Below are 13,590 nucleotides of genomic sequence, written 5' to 3'. Positions count from 1 at the left end.
GTAAACATTTTATGCTTGAAATAATATCCATCGAGCGTAAGGTTAGGTTATACGGAAATCACTCAGGAGGCGCGGAAGATGAAAATCGTTTGTTTGGGTGGTGGCCCAGCCGGTCTCTATTTTGCGATCTCGATGAAGCTTCGCGACCCCTCGCATGAGGTGGTGGTTATCGAACGCAATCGTGCCGACGACACCTTCGGCTGGGGTGTAGTGCTCTCAGACGAAACGCTCGACAATCTCGCCGAGAACGATGTGGAGAGCGCTGCTGCTATCCGTGGGCATTTTGCCTATTGGGACGACATTGCCGTTCTTTTCAAAGGGTCCAAAACCGTGTCGACCGGTCACGGATTTTGCGGCATTGGCCGGAAAAAGCTACTCCTGCTGCTGCAGGAACGTGCCCGAGAACTCGGAGTCGAACTGCGCTTTGAAACCCAGTTCGGCAAAGCCAGTGACTATGCCAAGGACTATGATCTGGTTGTCGCCTCGGACGGCTTGAACTCACTCACCCGAACCGAAATGGCCGACAAGTTCAAGCCGGAAGTCGATGTTCGCAAATGCGAATTCGTCTGGCTGGGCACGCATCAGAAGTTCGACGATGCCTTCACCTTCATCTTTGAGGAAACGGACAAGGGTTGGCTCTGGGCTCACGCCTATCAATTTGACGATGAGACCGCGACCTTCATCGTGGAATGCACCCCGGAGACTTTTGACAATTTCGGTTTTGGCGAGATGAGCCAGCAGGAGACCATCGCCGTGTGCGAGAAGGTTTTTGCCGAGCATCTGGGCGGTCACAGCCTGATGACAAATGCCAACCACATCCGGGGTTCGGCCTGGATCAAGTTCCCGCGGGTGCTGTGCGAGCGCTGGAGCTATGACAACATCGTGCTCATGGGTGATGCCGCAGCGACTGCGCATTTTTCGATTGGTTCAGGCACCAAGCTGGCGCTCGAAAGTGCGATCGCGCTGGCGAACTATCTCCATTCCGAACCGACGCTCGAATCCGCCTTTGCGAAATATGAGGACGAACGCCGTCTCGAGGTTCTCCGGCTGCAGTCGGCGGCACGCAACAGCCTCGAATGGTTCGAAGAGGTGGAGCGCTATCTCGATCTCGATCCGGTGCAGTTCAATTACTCGCTTCTCACCCGATCGCAGCGCATAAGCCATGAAAACCTGCGCCTGCGCGATCCTGAATGGCTGGAAGGTGCCGAGCGCTGGTTCCAGATGCAGGCAGGCGTGCCCGGCAATGCGCCGGTCAGGCGGCCGATGTTCGCGCCATACAAATTGCGTGAGATGGAGCTCAAGAACCGCATCGTGGTGTCGCCCATGGCGCAGTACAAGGCTGTGGACGGCTGTCCGACCGATTGGCATCTGGTGCATTACGGCGAGCGCGCAAAGGGTGGTGCCGGCCTTGTCTACACCGAGATGACCTGCGTTTCGGCGGAAGGCCGGATCACGCCCGGATGTCCGGGCCTCTATGCTCCCGAGCACGAGGTTGCCTGGAAGCGGATGGTTGATTTCATTCACAGCGAGAGTGAGGCCAAGGTCTGTATGCAGATCGGCCATGCGGGCGCCAAGGGATCGACACAGCTTGGCTGGGAAATCATGGATGCGCCGCTCAAATCTGGCAATTGGCCTCTGCTGGCTGCGTCTGATGTGGCCTGGTCAAAGGACAATCAGGTGCCCAAGGCGATGACGCTTGAGGACATGGATCTGGTGCGGGCGCAATTTGTCGCTGCAGCCGAGATGGCCGACCGGGCCGGGTTTGACATGATCGAAGTTCACATGGCGCACGGCTATCTGTTGTCGTCTTTCATTACGCCGCTGACCAACCACCGCACGGATGAGTATGGCGGCAGCCTTGAAAACCGGATGCGCTATCCGCTGGAGGTCTACAAGGCGATGCGTGAAGTCTGGCCGCAGCACAAGCCGATCGCGGTGCGCATTTCGGCCAATGACTGGGTCGGTGACGATGGTGTCACCCCGCAGGAGGCTGTCGAGATCGCGCTTATGCTCAAGCATGCGGGGGTCGATATTTGCGACGTGTCTGCAGGTCAGACCTCAAAGCAGGCGAAGCCGGTTTACGGGCGTATGTTCCAGACCCCGTTTGCCGACCGGATCCGCAACGAGGCGGAAATGGCAACCATGGCTGTGGGCAATATCTATGAGCCGGATCACGTCAATTCGATCCTGATGGCGGGCCGGGCCGACCTGGTTTGCCTTGCTAGGCCGCATCTCGCCAACCCCTACTGGACGTTGCATGCGGCGAGCACGCTGGGTGATCGCGACGAGGCGTGGCCTGCTCCCTATCATCCTGGCCGGGACCAGATGTGGCGGCTGGCTGAACGTGCCGATGCCACATTGGAAAAGGTGTAATCATGGCGGACATGATCGGGCAGCACGTGGTTGTGACGGGCGCCGGATCTGGTGCCGGCGAAGCCATTGCCCTGGCCTTTGCGCTGAAGGGCGCGCGGGTCACGGCGCTGGGGCGGCGGCTTGCACCGCTTGAAGCGGTGGCAGTGCAGTCTGACAGGATATTCGCTGTCTGCGGCGACGTCACAGACCATGCCGGCCTCGAGGTTGCAATCGCCCAGGCCGTGGAGAAAAACGGGGCACCGACCATTGTGATCGCCAATGCCGGATCGGCAGAGAGCGCGCCTTTCCTGCGCACAAGCGCCGACCAGTTTCAGGCTATGGTTGATGTCAATTTGACAGGTGTTTTCAATACTTTTCAGGTCTGTCTTGCCAAAATGAATCCAAAAACTCCAGGCAGGCTGATCGCCGTTGCCTCGACCGCAGGTCTGAAGGGCTACAGCTATGTCAGCGGCTATTGCGCAGCCAAGCATGGAGTGGTCGGTCTGGTGCGCAGTCTCGGCCAAGAGCTCGCCCGCACCGGGGTGACAGTGAACGCCATTTGTCCCGGATTCACCGAGACACCGATGCTTGCAAAATCCATTGACAACATCGTTGAGAAAACCGGACGCAGCCGGGAGGAGGCCGAAGCCTCGTTGCGCAGCGTCAATCCGCAAGACCGCTTCATTCAGCCGGAGGAGATCGCCGAAACCGCGATCTGGCTATCCAGTGATGCGGCAGCTTCGATGACCGGGCAGGCGATCTCGCTATCAGGAGGGGAAACACAATGAACAACCAGGCCGTGCAAACCAGCAAAAACAGCTCAGCTGATCCGGCAGCGTCCAAGGCGCGGCTGCGGCTTTGGCTCAAGCTGCTGAAGGCGACGAAGCATGTGGAAGGGGAACTGCGTGAATCCCTGCGCACCGAGTTCGACACCACACTGCCACGCTTCGATGTAATGGCGGCACTCTATCGCGCCGAGGCCGGGCTCAAGATGAGCGAATTGTCGAGTGTGCTGAGGGTTTCAAATGGCAACGTCACCGGCATCGTCGACCGCCTGGTCGAGGATGGGATAATCATCCGCGTGCCCGTCGACAACGACCGCCGCGCCACCACGGTACGGCTGACCCAGGCAGGGCGTGAACAATTTGCCACAATGGCCGCGAAGCATGAGGAATGGGTCGATGCCATGCTCGGGGACGTTGACGTTGGAGACATCCAGGGGATGTCCGACCAGCTAGAGCGAATTGCCAGCAAGAGCGGTCGGAAAGGGGGCTGATCGGATGACGTCTGAAACACCCCAGCACTTCCGCCTCAACCTGGCCGACGGTATCGCCGAGGTTTCGCTCGACCGGCCCGAACGCAAGAACCCTTTGACCTTTGAAAGCTATGCCGAGTTGCGCGACTGGTTTCGTGCCCTCGTCTATCGCGACGATGTGAAGGTTGTGATCTTCGGATCCAATGGCGGTAATTTTTGCTCGGGTGGGGATGTGTTCGAGATTATCGGGCCGCTTCTCGACAAGGACATGAAGGGGCTTTTGGAATTCACCCGCATGACCGGCGATCTGATCAAGGCCATCATCGGATGCGGCAAGCCGGTCATTGCTGCAGTTGATGGAATCTGCGTTGGTGCAGGCGCCATCATCGCCATGTCAAGCGATCTGCGCATTGCCACACCGGAAGCCAAGACCGCATTCCTGTTCAATCGCGTGGGCCTTGCGGGGTGCGACATGGGTGCTTGCGCCATCCTTCCGCGGATCATTGGCCAGGGCCGGGCGGCGGATTTGCTTTACACCGGCCGGACGATGGGTGCTGAAGAGGGCGAGCGCTGGGGGTTTTACAACAGGCTCGTTGGTGCTGATGACCTCGAGGCCGAAGCACGCAAGCTCGCCCAAAGGCTGGCCGACGGCCCGACCTTCGCCAACATGATGACCAAGACCATGCTCGCCCAGGAATGGAACATGGGGATTGAGCAGGCGATTGAAGCAGAAGCCCAGGCGCAGGCAATCTGCATGCAGACCGAGGATTTCCGCCGCGCCTATGAAGCCTTCGCGGCCAAACAGAAACCCGTGTTTGAGGGCAACTGATGGCGGATCGCAGTTTTCTTCAATGGCCATTCTTTGACGATGTTCACCGGGATATCGCTGATCGCGCCGATGATTGGGCGGCCTGTACGCTTGGCGATATTGATCACTCCAATCTCGACACCACCTGCAAGACGCTGGTTTCGGCGCTGGGTGATGCCGGCTGGCTTCGTCTGACAGCCGTCGATCCAATGGACGACACCTCGCGCATCGATGTGCGCAGTCTGTGCATTCTGCGCGAAACGCTGGCGCGGCACGACGGGCTGGCAGATTTTGCCTTTGCCATGCAGGGGCTTGGGACTGGCGCAATCTCGCTGTTCGGGACGGCAGAGCAGAAATTGGAATGGCTGTCGCAGACACGTGAAGGCAAGGCCTTGTCGGCATTTGCCTTGAGCGAGCCCGCTTCAGGGTCCGATGTCGCCAACATGGCGATGACAGCGACGCGAGATGGCGATGGCTATGTTCTCAACGGCGAGAAAACATGGATCTCCAATGGCGGTATCGCCGATGTCTACACGGTCTTTGCCCGCACAGGCGAAGCGCCGGGCGCCAAGGGACTGTCTGTGTTTATCGTTCCTGCGGATACGCCAGGGCTGGAGATTGCCGAACGGCTTGATGTGGTTGCGCCGCATCCGCTGGCGCGGCTCCGCTTCGCCGATTGCCGTATTCCAGCCTCGGCGATGATCGGCGCGCCTGGTGCCGGGTTCCGCATTGCGATGTCGGTGCTGGATGTGTTTCGCTCGACGGTAGCCGCAGCCGCGCTGGGCTTTGCCAGGCGGGCGCTGGACGAGAGCCTCGCCCGGGTGTCGGAGCGTGAATTGTTTGGCGCGCCGATGAGCGATCTGCAGATGGTGCAGGGGCATATTGCCGAAATGGCGCTGGATGTCGATGCTTCCGCGCTGTTGGTCTACCGGGCCGCCTGGCTCAAGGATCAGGGTGCGCCGCGGGTCAGCCGCGAGGCGGCGATGGCCAAGCTCTATGCCACCGACCACGCCCAGGATGTGATTGACAAGGCCGTGCAACTGCATGGCGGCGACGGCGTGCGCAAGGGTCACATCGTCGAGAGCCTGTACCGCGAGATCCGGGCGCTCCGGATCTATGAGGGCGCATCTGACGTCCAGAAAGTCGTGATTGCCAGGCAGACACTGGCCAATGCCAAAGGAGACTGACGTGCTGGGACCATCGGGCCATATCGATACATTCTCGCGCGACAGGCTGCCTCCGAGGGAGCAGTGGCCGGAGTTTTTGCTCGATGGCTTCGATTATCCCGAATGGCTCAATTGCGGTTATGAGCTGACCGATGCCATGGTTGCGAAGGGCTTTGGCGATCATACAGCGCTGATCGGCAATGGCCGGATCAGGACCTACAAGGAACTCACCGACTGGACCAACCGGATCGCCCATGTGCTGGTCGAGGACTATGGCGTCAAACCGGGCAACCGGATCCTGATCCGCTCGGCCAACAATCCGGCCATGGTGGCAGCCTGGCTGGCGGCGACCAAGGCCGGAGCCGTGGTGGTCAACACCATGCCGATGCTGCGCGCCGTGGAGCTTGGCAAGATCGTCGACAAGGCGGAGATTACGCTGGCACTGTGCGACACCAGGCTGATGGATGAAATGGTTGCCTGCGCCAAGGAAAGCAGGTTCCTCGACAAGGTGGTCGGGTTCGACGGCACAGCCAATCATGATGCCGAGCTCGACCGGTTGGCTCTGTCCAAGCCCGTTCGTTTCGAGACGGTAAAGACCGGTCGCGATGATGTCGCGCTCCTGGGGTTCACATCAGGCACCACCGGAAAACCCAAGGCGACGATGCATTTTCACCGCGACATGCTGATGATCGCTGATGGCTATGCGAAGGAAGTTCTTGGCGTGACGCCCGAGGACGTTTTCATCGGCTCGCCCCCACTGGCGTTCACCTTCGGACTTGGCGGGCTTGCGATCTTTCCCCTGCGGTTCGGTGCGGCTGCGGCCCTTCTCGAACAGGCAACTCCGGCCAATATGGTCGAGATCATCCAGAACCACAAAGCCACCGTCTGCTTTACCGCTCCAACTGCTTATCGAGCCATGCTTGCGGCGATGGAGGAGGGGGCAGACCTGTCGTCCTTGCGTGCAGCGGTGTCGGCGGGTGAAACCTTGCCGGGTCCGGTTTACGAGCAGTGGATGGCAAAGACCGGCAAGCCGATGCTTGATGGGATCGGTGCCACCGAAATGCTGCACATCTTCATCTCCAACCGGTTTGAGACCGCGCAGCCAGCCTGCACCGGCAAGCCGGTCACGGGATATGAAGCCCGCATTGTCGATGGCGAGATGAACGAGGTCGAGCGCGGTCAGGTTGGCCGTCTGGCGGTGCGCGGGCCGACCGGCTGCCGCTATCTCGACGATCCGGAGCAGCAGCAGAAATATGTCCGCGATGGCTGGAACCTCACGGGAGATTCCTTCACCCAGGACGAAGACGGATTTTTTCATTTTGCCGCGCGCAGCGACGACATGATCATTTCCGCCGGCTACAACATCGCAGGCCCCGAGGTCGAGGCGGCGCTGCTTGCCCATGATGATGTGGTCGAATGTGGCGTCATCGGTGTCCCCGATGAGGCGCGCGGGCAGATCGTGCAGGCGCATGTGGTTCTCAAAGCGGGCATTGTGCCCGACGAAGCTGCTATCAAGCGCTTGCAGGACCACGTCAAGGCAGTTATCGCGCCCTACAAATATCCCCGCTCGGTGATCTTCACCGACGCACTTCCCAAAACCCAGACTGGCAAGATCCAGCGATTTCGTTTGCGCAGCGACGACGCGGGCTGACCGCTGTTTCGTCGGCGAACCAGAGCAACACAAGGACCAATATTCATGATCGAAGCAGTCAACCCGCCGGACTGGGAAAAGCCAAAGGGCTATGCCAACGGCATGCTGGTCGACGGCGAGCGCCTCTACACGGGCGGCCAGATTGGCTGGAACAAGGATCAGGTGTTCGAGCACCATGATTTTGTCGGCCAATTGGAGCAAACGCTTGCCAACATCGCGGCAATCGTGCGCTCGGCTGGCGGTGAGGTGACCGATATCGTCCGGCTGACCTGGTTCATCACCGACAAGAAAGAATATCTGGCCCGTCAGAAAGAGGTGGGCGCTGCCTATCGCCGGGTTCTGGGGCGGCATTTCCCGTCAATGTCAGTGGTTGTCGTTGCCGGATTGATCGAAGATGCGGCGCTGGTCGAGATCGAGGCCACGGCTGAGATCGGCAAATCGGCCAAGGAGGCTTGAGGCCATGAGCGCATTCGAGACACGGCGCGACATGTTTAACCTGCCCGAGGGCATCACCTATCTGGATGGCAATTCGCTGGGGCCGTTGCCCAAACATGCGGTTGATCAGACCCGCCGGACCATGACCGACCAGTGGGGCGAGATGTTGATCATGGGGTGGAACAAGGCCGATTGGATGGCGCTGCCTGGTCGCCTTGGCGACCGTATCGGACGCCTTATCGGCGCGCCGGTGGACAGCACGGTGGTGGGGGACACGCTGTCGATCAAGGTCTACCAGGCGGTGGCTTCGGCGCTGGAACTCCGGCCTGGGCGCAAGAGAGTGCTCTCGGACAATGGCAATTTCCCGACCGATCTGTACATGGCGAAAGGACTGATTGACAGCTTGGGGCAAGGGCATGATCTCAAGGTTGTGGACCCGGAGGCTGTCGAGGATGCGATTGACGAGAGCGTTGCAGTGGTAATGCTGACCCATGTCGACTACCGCACCGGGCGGCTGCACGATATGGCGGCGATCACCCGCAAGGCACATGAGGCCGGAGCGCTGATGATCTGGGACCTGGCCCATTCCGCCGGCGCGCTGCCGGTGGATCTTGCCGCTTGCAACGCGGATTTCGCGGTTGGCTGCACCTACAAATATCTCAATGGCGGTCCCGGCGCGCCGGCCTTCATCTATGTCAGGCCCGACCTGATCGATCAGGTTCGTCCCGCATTGTCGGGCTGGCTTGGGCATGCGGCTCCCTTTGCCTTCGATCTCGATTATCGCCCCGGCGAGGGGATCAGCCGGATGCGGGTTGGAACTCCGCCGGTTCTGCAAATGGCGGTGCTCGACGCGGCGCTGGATGCTTTTGATGGCGTTGACATGGCCGATATCCGCGCCCGGTCGATTGAGCTCTCGGAGCAGTTTATTGCGGAGGTCGAGGCGAGCTGCAAGCAGGTCGAGCTTGCCAGTCCGCGCGATCCACACGCGCGAGGCAGCCAGGTGTCGTTCCGCTTCGAAGAGGGCTATGCAGCAATGCAGGCACTGATTGCCCGCGGCGTGATCGGGGATTTCCGTGCGCCTGATATCATGCGTTTTGGCTTCTGCCCTCTCTACAACACGGGCGAAGATGTAAGCCGTGCCGCTGCGGTGCTGAGCGAGATCATTGCCAGCAGGGAATGGGATCAGCCGCAGTTCAAGACGCGTAAGGCAGTCACATGAGCGAAGAACGCAATTACGATCCATCGACAGAGGGTGCTGCGATGGATTTCGATGGTCGCATGTCCTACGGCGATTACCTATGCCTTGAGGGTGTGCTGGGCGCGCAGAACCCGCGCACCGATGCGCATGATGAAATGCTTTTCATCATTCAGCACCAGACGTCTGAGTTGTGGATGAAGCTCGCGATCCATGAGATCGGTGCCGCCCGGGCTGCGATCCAGAGCGACCAGTTGCAGCCCGCCATGAAGACGCTCGCGCGGGTCTCGCGGATTTTTGAACAGCTCAATTCGGCCTGGGACGTGCTTCGCACCATGACACCTGCGGACTACACGCATTTCCGGCGGAAGCTCGGTCAGTCTTCCGGGTTCCAGTCCTGGCAGTATCGCATGATTGAGTATGCGCTGGGCAACCGCAACCACGCAATGATCCGGCCGCATGCGCATGTTCCGGGCATCCTTGCGAAACTGGAAGACGAGCTGACAAAGCCAAGCCTCTACGACGAAGCGCTGCGTCTCGCCAAACGGCGCGGCGTCGACATGCCTGAAGCGGTGCTGTCGCGCGATGTCCAGCATACGCATGAACTGAGCGAAGGCGTGATCGCCGGATGGAAGCAGGTCTATGAGGCGCCCGAAGAGCACTGGGCGCTTTACGAGGTGGCTGAGAAGCTGGTGGACCTTGAGGACTACTTCCGGCGCTGGCGCTTCAATCACGTCACCACCGTGGAGCGGGTGATCGGGCTCAAGCGCGGAACCGGCGGCACGGGCGGGACCAGCTATCTCAAGCGGATGCTCGAGGTGGAACTGTTTCCGGAACTGTGGCGGGTGCGCACCGAATTGTAAGCTTTGCGGTCGGAGTGGCCAATTTGCGAAAATCTGTCGGTGTTTTGGGATTGGCCGCGCCAGTTTCTACCGTTGGCGCAAGGCCTATTCAGAGTGCGGAGAGGCTGGCCTGACCAATGCGCCATTCTTCCCCAAACATTCCGCCAACAGCACGACGCCTGAGCGCAAATAAGATGCTGTCTCCGCGCGAGGAACTGGCGCTTTATATTCGTCGCAAATACCACGTGCGCCCAAAGTGGATCGTTTGGTACTCGGCGCGTTATCACGACGGCAGGATGTCTGATGCAACGGTTTCACAAATTCTGCGGCGGGATGTTCAAGCGCTGGGTTGTTCGGGGAGAAACGAGAGCAGCTTTGCGCGGACATCGTCGGGCCATGGCATCGAGGTGTGCTTGTCGAGCCAGCTTGCGGCCAGAACCTGCTTTCCGGACCAGCGGTGCTCGTCGCCGCAAAGCACCTTGTGTTCCACCGTCATCGAGGATTTGCCGACCTTGGTCACGGTCAGCTCGAAGGTGAGCCTGTCTCCGAAGAAGGACGGCTTGGAAAAATCGCAGGTCAGATGAACGGTGGGCGTGCCCCAGCGCTCCTTCCAGATGATTTCATGCCACGGATAGCCGATGGCCGACCAGAATTCCTCGATCACGCCATTGAGCAGATTGAGGTAGGCCGGGTAGTAGGCCGTGCCGGAGATATCGCAATCGCCAAAATGCAGCATGCGATCGGTGGTGTAGCTGACAGTCATGATCCCCCCTGACTCTGAAACGCATCGCAGGTTTCGCATGTGCTACGCGATGAGGCAACTCCTTGGGGATGTGCTTGGGCGGTCTTGAGCCTGCCCGGTTCCTGACAAACGCGGCTTCAGATGTCGAAGAACACGGTTTCGCCGTCTCCCTGAATGCGGATGTCGAAGCGGTAGACCGGCTTGCCGTCGCGCTCGGAGCGTTTGGCGATCAGCGTTGGCCGGCGGTTTTCCCATTCGATGGTGTTGAGCACCGGATCGGCGGCATTGGCCTCTGTTTCATCATCGAAATAGGCCCGGGTGTTGAGCCCGACATTGATGCCGCGTGCGACGATCCAGAGACTGATATGCGGCGCCTGGATCTTGCCGTTCCGGCCCGGGACAGGCCCGGGCTTTATGGTCTCGAAAGCCCATTCGCCGGTGCCGAAATCGGTGATCACACGGCCCCAGCCGCAAAATCCGTCTTCGACCGGGCCGCCGCCTTCCGGATGGGCAAAATTGCCTTCGGAATTGGCCTGCCAGGCCTCCAGCAGCACATCCTTGATCGGGCTGCCGGTGCCATCGATGACCAGTCCTTCAATCCGGATCCGCTCTCCCCTGGCGTTCGGGCCGGCGATGTCCCAGCCCAGTTCGTGGTCGTATATATCGAAGCCTGCAGCGCCCGGGGCCAGGCCGATATGGACATAGGGACCCGCGGTCTGGGACGGTGTTTCCTTGAGGTAATCGAGCTTTTGCATGTCAGTTTCCCTCCAGGCGGTTTTCGAACAGGGTCGAACGCCGTCCGCGCAGCACGATGTCGAACTTGTAGGCGATGCTGTCGAGCGGGATGGTGGCGTTAAGATCAAGCTTGGCAGTCAGTTGATCGACCGCATCGGCGTCGGGAAGCGTCTGGACAATCGGGCAGATCGGGATCAGCGGGTCGCCTTCGAAATAGAGCTGGGTGATCAGCCGCTGACTGAAAGAGTGGCCGAACACGCTGACATGGATGTGGGCGGGCCGCCAATTGTTGACCAGGTTGCGCCAAGGATAGGCGCCCGGTTTGACGGTGCGGAAGAAGTAGTAACCGTTTTCATCTGTCAGAGTGCGTCCGCAGCCGCCGAAATTCGGATCGATCGGCGCGAGATAGGTGTCCTTCTTGTGGCGGTAGCGTCCGCCGGCATTGGCCTGCCAGATCTCCACCAGGGTGTTGGGCACCGGGCGCGCGTTTTCATCAAGCACGCGGCCATGGACAATGATGCGCTCGCCGATCGGATCCCCATCCTTGGCGTAGTTCTTGATCAGATCATGGTCGAGCGGACCCAGATCATTGTGGCCAAAGGCCGGTCCGGTGATCTCGCTTGAGGATTGTTCGAGGCTGATGAGGGCCAGGCGCGGGGAGCGGGCGACAGAGGTCTTGTAGCCCGGCGTGTAAGCCACGGGATGCCGGCTGCGGTCACGCTGATAGTATTCTGCGGGCTTGCTCATGACTTTTGCTCCATCTCGGAATAGGTCTGCTTGGCCAGCTTGATGGCGTGGTTAGCCTTGGGCACGCCAGCATAGACGGCCACATGCATGAAGGCTTGCATGACATCGTCCTTGCTGGCGCCGGTGTTTGCCGTGGCGCGGATATGCATGGGAATCTCCTCGAAATTCCCGATGGCTGCAAGCAGAGCCAGGGTCAGCATGGAGCGGTCGCGGTGGCTGATGGTCTCATCGGACCAGAGTGTGCCCCAGGCGCCTTCGGTGATCATGGTCTGGAACGGCAGATCGAAATCCGTCTTCTGCTGTTCCGCACGGTCGACATGGGCGTCGCCCAAAACCGCGCGGCGGGTGGCCATTCCCTTTTCGAAACGCTCAGACATGGGCAGGTTCCTTTGTATTCGGGGTCGCAGACTGGCGGAGATTGACGGCCTGGGGTTTGGGCATTGGACCAAATGCCATCAATAGGGCAATCCTACATAGTTTTCAGCCATCGCCTTTTGGGCCGCCTTGTTGGAGCGCAAAAATTCTAGCTCCGCGATCTGCATTTTCAGATCGAAAGGCGACTGGTCCGGATAGCGGTGCAGCAGCGAGGAGAACCACCAGGAGAACCGCTCGGCCTTCCAGACGCGGCTGAGCGCCTTTTCGGAATAGCGATCAATGCCGTCGCTCGAGCCGGTTTCGTAGAACTGGCAAAGGCCCTCATAAAGATAGTGAACGTCTGAGGCGGCGGTGTTGAGGCCCTTGGCACCGGTGGGCGGCACGATATGAGCGGCATCACCACACAGGAACAATTTTCCCCAGCGCATCGGCTCTGTCACGAAGGACCGCAATGGCGCGATGCTCTTTTCGATTGAAGGGCCGGTGACAAGCTTTTCTGCCACATTTGCGGGGATGCGGCGATTGAGTTCCTGCCAGAAGGCTTCATCGGTCCAGTCGTTCACGCTGTCCGACAGGGAGCACTGGATGTAGTAGCGGCTCAGCTGCGGATTGCGCATCGAGCATAGTGCAAAACCGCGGCTCGAATTGGCGTAGATCAGCTCCTCGCTGACCGGCGGCGTTTCGCTCAAGATGCCGAGCCAGCCGAAAGGATAGACTTTCTCATACTCGGTGCGGACCGAGAGTGGGATTGCCTGACGGCTGACGCCATGAAAGCCGTCGCAGCCGGCGATGAAATCGCAATCAATCCGGCGTGCCTCTCCGTCGACCGTATAGGTGACATGCGGCGCATCGCCATCGGTTCCGTGGATTTCCACACAGTCGACTTCGAACTCGATGCGGCCACCGGCCGCCTCGCGCGCTTTGTAAAGATCGCGGGTGACCTCGGTCTGGCCATAGACCATGACCGGTGTTCCTGTCAGTTCGGTGAAATCGATGCGGAACATCTCGTCACCGTAGGACACGAGCGTGCCATCATGGGGAATGCCTTCGGCATGGAGCCGATCGGCGCAGCCTGCCTCTTCCATCAGCTTGACGATGCCGCGTTCGAGAACGCCGGCGCGGATGCGGCTGAGAACATAGTCCTTGGTCTTGCGCTCGAGCACGATGCTGTCGATGCCGCGGCTATGAAGCAATTGCGACAGGAGCAGGCCGGACGGCCCACCGCCGATGATGACGATCCGGGTTTTCAATTCACTCTCCCTAACTCAAGCGCAGAGCTTACATATT

Annotated in this window: 14 protein-coding genes and 1 pseudogene; 10 read left to right on the top strand and 5 right to left on the bottom strand. The window is 59.8% G+C overall.

Annotation, left to right across the window (positions count from 1 at the left end; translation table 11 throughout):
* Positions 1-78: 78 nt before the first annotated feature.
* The 10 genes and pseudogenes from HPDFL43_RS13560 to HPDFL43_RS21710 form a co-directional block, all read left to right on the top strand.
* On the top strand, positions 79-2,373 hold the full coding sequence (locus HPDFL43_RS13560) for a bifunctional salicylyl-CoA 5-hydroxylase/oxidoreductase (RefSeq protein WP_040449234.1): 2,295 nt from the start codon (positions 79-81) through the stop codon (positions 2,371-2,373).
* A 2-nt stretch (positions 2,374-2,375) separates the two neighbouring features.
* The gene (locus HPDFL43_RS13555) at positions 2,376-3,140 is read left to right on the top strand and encodes an SDR family NAD(P)-dependent oxidoreductase (protein ID WP_007197928.1); all 765 of its coding nucleotides are present in this window, start codon (positions 2,376-2,378) and stop codon (positions 3,138-3,140) included.
* Positions 3,137-3,628 (top strand): MarR family winged helix-turn-helix transcriptional regulator, encoded by a 492-nt coding sequence (locus tag HPDFL43_RS13550; RefSeq protein ID WP_007197927.1) that lies wholly within the window; start codon positions 3,137-3,139, stop codon positions 3,626-3,628. The genes HPDFL43_RS13555 and HPDFL43_RS13550 overlap by 4 nt, the downstream gene beginning before the upstream one ends.
* Before the next feature lie 4 nt (positions 3,629-3,632).
* A complete protein-coding gene (locus HPDFL43_RS13545) occupies positions 3,633-4,436 on the top strand; it encodes an enoyl-CoA hydratase family protein (RefSeq protein ID WP_007197926.1) in 804 nt (267 codons plus the stop codon).
* On the top strand, positions 4,436-5,602 hold the full coding sequence (locus HPDFL43_RS13540; RefSeq protein ID WP_007197925.1) for an acyl-CoA dehydrogenase family protein: 1,167 nt from the start codon (positions 4,436-4,438) through the stop codon (positions 5,600-5,602). Before HPDFL43_RS13545 ends, HPDFL43_RS13540 begins: the two co-directional genes overlap by 1 nt.
* Position 5,603: 1 nt before the next feature.
* Complete coding sequence (locus HPDFL43_RS13535; protein ID WP_040450197.1) at positions 5,604-7,232, top strand: AMP-binding protein; 1,629 nt, start codon at positions 5,604-5,606, stop codon at positions 7,230-7,232.
* Positions 7,233-7,277: 45 nt separating this feature from the next.
* Positions 7,278-7,688 carry a RidA family protein gene (locus HPDFL43_RS13530; RefSeq protein ID WP_007197923.1) on the top strand — a complete coding sequence of 137 codons (411 nt, stop codon included), beginning with the start codon at positions 7,278-7,280 and terminating at the stop codon, positions 7,686-7,688.
* 4 nt (positions 7,689-7,692) lie between these two features.
* Positions 7,693-8,886, top strand: a complete 1,194-nt coding sequence (kynU, locus tag HPDFL43_RS13525; protein ID WP_007197922.1) for a kynureninase — start codon at positions 7,693-7,695, stop codon at positions 8,884-8,886.
* A complete protein-coding gene (kynA, locus tag HPDFL43_RS13520; RefSeq protein WP_007197921.1) occupies positions 8,883-9,725 on the top strand; it encodes a tryptophan 2,3-dioxygenase in 843 nt (280 codons plus the stop codon). Before kynU ends, kynA begins: the two co-directional genes overlap by 4 nt.
* Before the next feature lie 16 nt (positions 9,726-9,741).
* Positions 9,742-10,036, top strand: a pseudogene (locus tag HPDFL43_RS21710) (IS481 family transposase); the annotation flags it as partial.
* 5 nt (positions 10,037-10,041) lie between these two features.
* Here the strand turns inward: HPDFL43_RS21710 and HPDFL43_RS13515 are convergent.
* The 5 genes from HPDFL43_RS13515 to pobA all read right to left on the bottom strand — a co-directional run bounded on the left by HPDFL43_RS13515 (position 10,042) and on the right by pobA (position 13,553).
* On the bottom strand, positions 10,042-10,467 hold the full coding sequence (locus tag HPDFL43_RS13515; protein ID WP_007197920.1) for an acyl-CoA thioesterase: 426 nt from the start codon (positions 10,465-10,467) through the stop codon (positions 10,042-10,044).
* Between the two features lie 116 nt (positions 10,468-10,583).
* Positions 10,584-11,201 (bottom strand): protocatechuate 3,4-dioxygenase subunit alpha, encoded by a 618-nt coding sequence (gene pcaG, locus HPDFL43_RS13510; RefSeq protein ID WP_007197919.1) that lies wholly within the window; start codon positions 11,199-11,201, stop codon positions 10,584-10,586.
* 1 nt (position 11,202) lies between these two features.
* The gene (gene pcaH / locus HPDFL43_RS13505) at positions 11,203-11,928 is read right to left on the bottom strand and encodes a protocatechuate 3,4-dioxygenase subunit beta (RefSeq protein ID WP_007197918.1); all 726 of its coding nucleotides are present in this window, start codon (positions 11,926-11,928) and stop codon (positions 11,203-11,205) included.
* Positions 11,925-12,305: a 4-carboxymuconolactone decarboxylase gene (pcaC, locus tag HPDFL43_RS13500; RefSeq protein WP_007197917.1), complete on the bottom strand. Its 381-nt coding sequence runs from the start codon at positions 12,303-12,305 to the stop codon at positions 11,925-11,927. Before pcaC ends, pcaH begins: the two co-directional genes overlap by 4 nt.
* Positions 12,306-12,383: 78 nt before the next feature.
* Positions 12,384-13,553 carry a 4-hydroxybenzoate 3-monooxygenase gene (gene pobA, locus HPDFL43_RS13495; protein WP_007197916.1) on the bottom strand — a complete coding sequence of 390 codons (1,170 nt, stop codon included), beginning with the start codon at positions 13,551-13,553 and terminating at the stop codon, positions 12,384-12,386.
* Between the last annotated feature and the right edge of the window lie 37 nt (positions 13,554-13,590).

It is taken from the genome of Hoeflea phototrophica DFL-43 (genome assembly GCF_000154705.2).
Classification (GTDB): Bacteria; Pseudomonadota; Alphaproteobacteria; order Rhizobiales; family Rhizobiaceae; genus Hoeflea; species Hoeflea phototrophica.
Note: the sequence above shows the minus strand (reverse complement) of the source record. Positions and strands in the feature narration are given on the sequence as shown.

Bases quoted from the DNA above. Each gene is read 5' to 3' on its own strand.
- HPDFL43_RS13560 (WP_040449234.1), top strand. From the start codon at position 79: ATGAAAATCGTTTGTTTGGGTGGTGGCCCAGCCGGTCTCTATTTTGCG.
- HPDFL43_RS13555 (WP_007197928.1), top strand. From the start codon at position 2,376: ATGGCGGACATGATCGGGCAGCACGTGGTTGTGACGGGCGCCGGATCT.
- HPDFL43_RS13550 (WP_007197927.1), top strand. From the start codon at position 3,137: ATGAACAACCAGGCCGTGCAAACCAGCAAAAACAGCTCAGCTGATCCG.
- HPDFL43_RS13545 (WP_007197926.1), top strand. From the start codon at position 3,633: ATGACGTCTGAAACACCCCAGCACTTCCGCCTCAACCTGGCCGACGGT.
- HPDFL43_RS13540 (WP_007197925.1), top strand. From the start codon at position 4,436: ATGGCGGATCGCAGTTTTCTTCAATGGCCATTCTTTGACGATGTTCAC.
- HPDFL43_RS13530 (WP_007197923.1), top strand. From the start codon at position 7,278: ATGATCGAAGCAGTCAACCCGCCGGACTGGGAAAAGCCAAAGGGCTAT.
- kynU (WP_007197922.1), top strand. From the start codon at position 7,693: ATGAGCGCATTCGAGACACGGCGCGACATGTTTAACCTGCCCGAGGGC.
- kynA (WP_007197921.1), top strand. From the start codon at position 8,883: ATGAGCGAAGAACGCAATTACGATCCATCGACAGAGGGTGCTGCGATG.
- HPDFL43_RS13515 (WP_007197920.1), bottom strand. From the start codon at position 10,467: ATGACTGTCAGCTACACCACCGATCGCATGCTGCATTTTGGCGATTGC.
- pcaG (WP_007197919.1), bottom strand. From the start codon at position 11,201: ATGCAAAAGCTCGATTACCTCAAGGAAACACCGTCCCAGACCGCGGGT.
- pcaH (WP_007197918.1), bottom strand. From the start codon at position 11,928: ATGAGCAAGCCCGCAGAATACTATCAGCGTGACCGCAGCCGGCATCCC.
- pcaC (WP_007197917.1), bottom strand. From the start codon at position 12,305: ATGTCTGAGCGTTTCGAAAAGGGAATGGCCACCCGCCGCGCGGTTTTG.